The organism is Buttiauxella izardii (assembly GCF_003601925.1).
Lineage (GTDB): Bacteria > Pseudomonadota > Gammaproteobacteria > Enterobacterales > Enterobacteriaceae > Buttiauxella > Buttiauxella izardii.
In genome coordinates, this window is sequence record NZ_QZWH01000054.1 from 1 (window position 1) to 4,796 (window position 4,796).

Annotated in this window: 4 protein-coding genes; 1 reads left to right on the top strand and 3 read right to left on the bottom strand. The window is 45.5% G+C overall.

From position 1 onward, the window contains the following. A partial coding sequence (gene fbp / locus D6029_RS19665) for a class 1 fructose-bisphosphatase (protein ID WP_120066385.1) occupies nucleotides 1-781 on the top strand: 781 nt, incomplete at its 5' end. 342 nt (nucleotides 782-1,123) lie between these two features. Here the strand turns inward: fbp and D6029_RS19670 are convergent. The 3 genes from D6029_RS19670 to tssI form a co-directional block, all read right to left on the bottom strand. Beyond that, nucleotides 1,124-2,005, bottom strand: coding sequence for a hypothetical protein (locus D6029_RS19670; protein ID WP_120066386.1), 882 nt, complete (start codon nucleotides 2,003-2,005; stop codon nucleotides 1,124-1,126). 47 nt (nucleotides 2,006-2,052) lie between these two features. Beyond that, nucleotides 2,053-2,823, bottom strand: a complete 771-nt coding sequence (locus D6029_RS19675; protein WP_120066387.1) for a M35 family metalloendopeptidase — start codon at nucleotides 2,821-2,823, stop codon at nucleotides 2,053-2,055. Beyond that, nucleotides 2,820-4,796, bottom strand: a 1,977-nt coding sequence (gene tssI, locus D6029_RS19680; RefSeq protein ID WP_120066388.1) for a type VI secretion system tip protein TssI/VgrG, incomplete at its 5' end; no start/stop codon positions are given. The genes D6029_RS19675 and tssI, both read right to left, overlap by 4 nt.

Sequence of the window (4,796 nt, forward strand, 5' to 3'; positions counted from 1 at the left end):
AAAAGCCGCACTGAAAGCCCGAGGGATTGTGGCGGGTGTGGCTTCTGAAGAAGAAGATGACATCGTTGTTTTCGAAGGCGCGGAACATGCCAAATACGTGGTACTGATGGACCCGCTCGACGGCTCATCTAACATCGACGTCAACGTGTCAGTCGGTACGATTTTCTCTATCTATCGCCGTATTACACCAGTCGGCACGCCGGTCACCGAAGCTGATTTCCTCCAGCCAGGCAACCGCCAGGTCGCGGCAGGTTATGTGGTTTACGGCTCCTCAACCATGCTGGTTTACACCACCGGTTGTGGCGTTCACGCCTTCACCTACGACCCTTCCCTTGGCGTTTTCTGCCTGTGCCAGGAGCGCATGCGCTTCCCGGAAATTGGCAGCACTTATTCCATCAACGAAGGAAACTACATCCGTTTCCCGCAGGGTGTGAAGAAGTACATTAAATTCTGCCAGGAAGAAGATTCAAATACTCAGCGCCCGTATACCTCACGCTACATCGGTTCGCTGGTAGCGGACTTCCACCGTAACCTGCTGAAAGGTGGGATTTATCTTTACCCAAGTACCGCAAGCCACCCGGAAGGGAAGCTGCGTTTGCTGTATGAAGGTAACCCGATGGCGTTCCTCGCGGAACAAGCTGGCGGTAAAGCGAGTGACGGTAAAGAACGCATTCTGGATATCATCCCGGAAACCCTGCATCAGCGCCGCCCATTCTTCGTGGGTAACGGACATATGGTTGATGATGTAGAGCGTTTTATTCGTGAGTATCCGGACGCTTAAGTTTGCTCACAGATAAAAGCGTAATACTGAAAGGTTAAAAATGACGGCTTCCATTTTGGGAGCCGTTTTCATTATTATAATATTTCATTACTGTGACACATATATTGTTATCACTACTGATTCTCAACTGATAACAACCCTTCAAAGCCCCACCAATGTCAATACTCATACTGTTGCCATAACGATAAAACAAGAATAAGCCATGCCCCCATCTTTCAGCTTTAATCTGGCATCGGCATGGTTATGTTTGTTAGCAATGCATGGTGGAATAATACATCTCGGGGAGTATTTAAATGTTAGATTATCAAGAACTCACATTCAGCATGCAATTGTTAAACCTCATCATTCTTCAATAAAAAGCGATTTAACTTTACTTCCATCAATTTCCACACTCACTTGGTTGGACATTATTGTAATTTCGTTATCTTTATTTACACCATCAAAAGCGACCATATAAAAAATATCCTTCATACCATCTTCTTTGTACTGATAGCCTCCACATAGTCTACTATAATTGTAAACATAAGTGGGTTCATCGGTTAAATAACAATCATATATTTTCATATCAAAAATGGCAAACATATAGATATACATATCGCGTTCTAAAAACCACTTATCGTTTACCAAACTAAATTCTGTAGTTCCAATGTTATAATATTTTTTACCAGGAAAAAACTCGAAATCATCATTAATTATTACTGTATACGAAAATTCTTTTCCAGGTGGGAATTCAGCCCAATCTTCCTTGTCAAAATTACCGCCGTAATCACACATCGAACCTAAGTAATCCAATTCAATATTTCCAGTAGTAACGAAAAATTGAGCACCACATGACAAAGACTTAGAAACACCATGTTTATTGAGTTCCTCTGATGATAAATACAAAGGAAACTCTACATCCCGAATATAAAAAATTTCATCACCTGAGTTTTTAATGGTAACCGTGGCTAAAATATCATGGTATTTTTGTGCAATAGAAAGACCAACGCTGGTATTAAATTGGCTGTCAGAGTAGTTTTTTTTGGAATCAAAGATAGAATGACGATAGCTCTTTTCACTTAGCAAATGAATTTCTGCCCTTTCATATTCGGTACCAACCAACCCTCGTTTACCATAACCATATTTCATAACGGTTAAGTCTCCAGCAATTGATTGAAAAGAAATAAAAAAAAACAAACTTACAATTGAGATTTTTAGTAAATTATTATGAATGCTGTGTAACATTTCCGATGTCCTTTTCGAATGAAATTATTTGTCAGGTCTTTAACCAATCACACTATTATTTCAAAATATTTTTCAATGTTATAAGCATTATCAAAAACATTTTCACTCCCTATGCGCACAAGCTTCTTTGCTCCTTCCAAATGCTGCTCATATGTCCATTTATCATTTTCATTTCGTTCAGGCCTTCGACCATCAACATCATAATCACCAGTCCCCATACCTCCTCGAGAAAAATCTAAAAATATTTTTTCAAAATGACTTATTTCATGACAAAGTGTTGCTACACGAGATCCCTTACCCATAACTACTTCGCAAGCCCTTACATTGTTAACCTTTATTCTTCCTGTAAAGTTTATCCCTATATAAACTTTATAATTGGCTTGCTGTTCATAATTTACATATGCACAAAATGTATCTGGAAGTCCATGGGGACGGGGGATTTTAGAATTAGTAGGAGCATCAGGGTTATCTGGATCGTAGATTAAATTGATATAGCTATCCAGTGTCAGGGCTCCCTTTATTTCCTTAAGCCTTCTGATACAATCTTTCATAACATCAACGGCTTTCATTTCAACAATATTCTTGACTCCCCTTATCGGGGAATTTACACGCACCAAACACTCACCATCGGAGCCAAATATTTTTAAAAAATCATTTTTTTCTTTCTCCCCCCAAGTTTTAAGATCTTTTTCCCTTTGCGCCAGTACTTTATCCATAGCATCACCAGCCTCTTTCATCATTGCATTGAAATCATTTATTTTACATTGATTGACGACTGTTTTATCTTTTGTAGGTTTGCCTTTTGTTGTGTTAGTCACTCATTACCTCCCCAAAATGTATCAAAGTCCGGACTAAAGAGCTTAATTTCAATTTCATTGTCATCATCCCGCATGAATAATTCTGTATTACCGTCCTCATCTGTTATTCCTTCGGTCTGCGTTCCATCAGAGAAATAAGCAATATATTTTATGTTTATATAAGGAGTACCATCTGGATCCTTAAAATTAAACAGGATCTTATATTGATCAGGTTCATCATCATCTTCCGGCTCATCCTCTCCCTCAGAACTATCTCCATCGCCGGAACCGCCTGCGCTCTCATCCTGCGGTGACTCATCTTCAGAATCCCCCTCATCACCCAACGCGTTCAGCGCCATCGGTTGCAGCGTCTGAACGGGTTTCCCCGCACTCCCGCCACCATTGAGATTGATTTTCACACCCATAATGTCCACACCGGCCGGGTGTACCGCGATGAATGAACTTCCCACCTTCAGGCTAATCTGGCTGCTGCTCTCCAGCACAATATCGCCGTCAACGTGGATACCCAGCGCACCGGTCACTTTGCGCGCCAGGTCGCCTTTTACTTCCAGGCTGTGCTTACCTTCCACCAGGCTGATGTGGTTTCCGGTGGTCTTGTGTTCCCGCTTCCCTTTTACCGTCACTTTAAGGTCTTTCGCCACGTACAGATTGTCATCGCGTCCGCTGTTCACCGTCCTGTCGCGGGTCACTTTCAGCATCTGGTCATTACGTACGGTGATATTACGGTCGTGCGCCACGGTAATTTTCTGGTCATGACCGCCGGCATTTTCCTTGCCGACTTTCACCGACTGCCCAAGTCCAACGGTAATGCTCTGGTTGTTGCCGATGTTTTCGCTGTGGTCGACTTTGACGTTGGTGTCGCGGTTATTGAGCACCACCGTTTTCATGTCCTTCTGGGCATGCATCGACAGCAGTTCCTGGCCGGTCTGGTCCTCAAACATCAGTTCGTTATAACCATTGCCCTTGTAAGTCTGCGAGCGTATCGCCATCTGGGTTTTGGTGCCCGGCAGGTCGCCAGGTGAACGGTTGGCGGCGTGGTACGTACGCCCGGTGATAATCGGCTGGTCAGGGTCGCCGTTGAGGAAATCGACAACCACTTCCTGGCCGACGCGGGGAATGGCGATGTTGCCGAAACCCGTGCCTGCCCAGGCCTGCGACACACGCACCCAGCAGGAACTTTCTTCATTCGCTTTGTTATAGCGGTCCCAGGCGAATTTCACCGTCACGCGCCCGTGTTCGTCGCAGTAGATTTCTTCCCCGGCAGGGCCGGTGACGATGGCGATTTGCGGGCCGTCTATCAGTGGCTTGGGTAACGGCAGGGGGCGCCAGGTCTGGATAGCAGGAATAACGTGGAATTCGCAGTTCAGCGTGGTGCCCTGACCGGAGCTGCCGATTAACGCCTGCGGCTGGCTACCGGTCAGCATGCAGGACACCACCTGCCACACATCGTTGAGGTCTTCACGCGGATGGTCGGTCAGTGCAAAGCGGCGTCCGGGCTGGAGCTGCGGAGAGTTACTGGTGCCGCTGGCAAAGTCGACATTATTACGCCAGCCTTCCACCTGATATCTGGCAAAATCCGCACCGTGCTGTTCATCCTTGAAGCGCCCCGGATAGTCAAAGATTTCATATTCCGGGCGCTGATACGCCAGTTTTCTGCCGTATTCGTTGTACTGCGCAGGCCAGTTGGGGGCGGTGAAGGTGTAATCCTGGGTGGTGACCTGGGCCGGGCGGATTTGTGCGCTGCGGCGGAATGTGTTGATGCAGTACGTTGATGACTCGGAGGCGGCGTTCGGGTTATAGGGCAATGAACCCAGGCTGCGCAGAACTGAGCTGTCATCGGCAAACGTCAGTTTCTGGGCGTTCTCTTTAAGATATTCCTCCTCAAAGAAGAATAGTCCCTCTTCTGCCGCCAGACGGGAGATAAATTCGTAATCCGTTTCCATAAACTGCACGCAGAACTCACGCTCAGGATG

Bases quoted from the DNA above. Each gene is read 5' to 3' on its own strand.
- D6029_RS19670 (WP_120066386.1), bottom strand. From the start codon at position 2,005: ATGTTACACAGCATTCATAATAATTTACTAAAAATCTCAATTGTAAGT.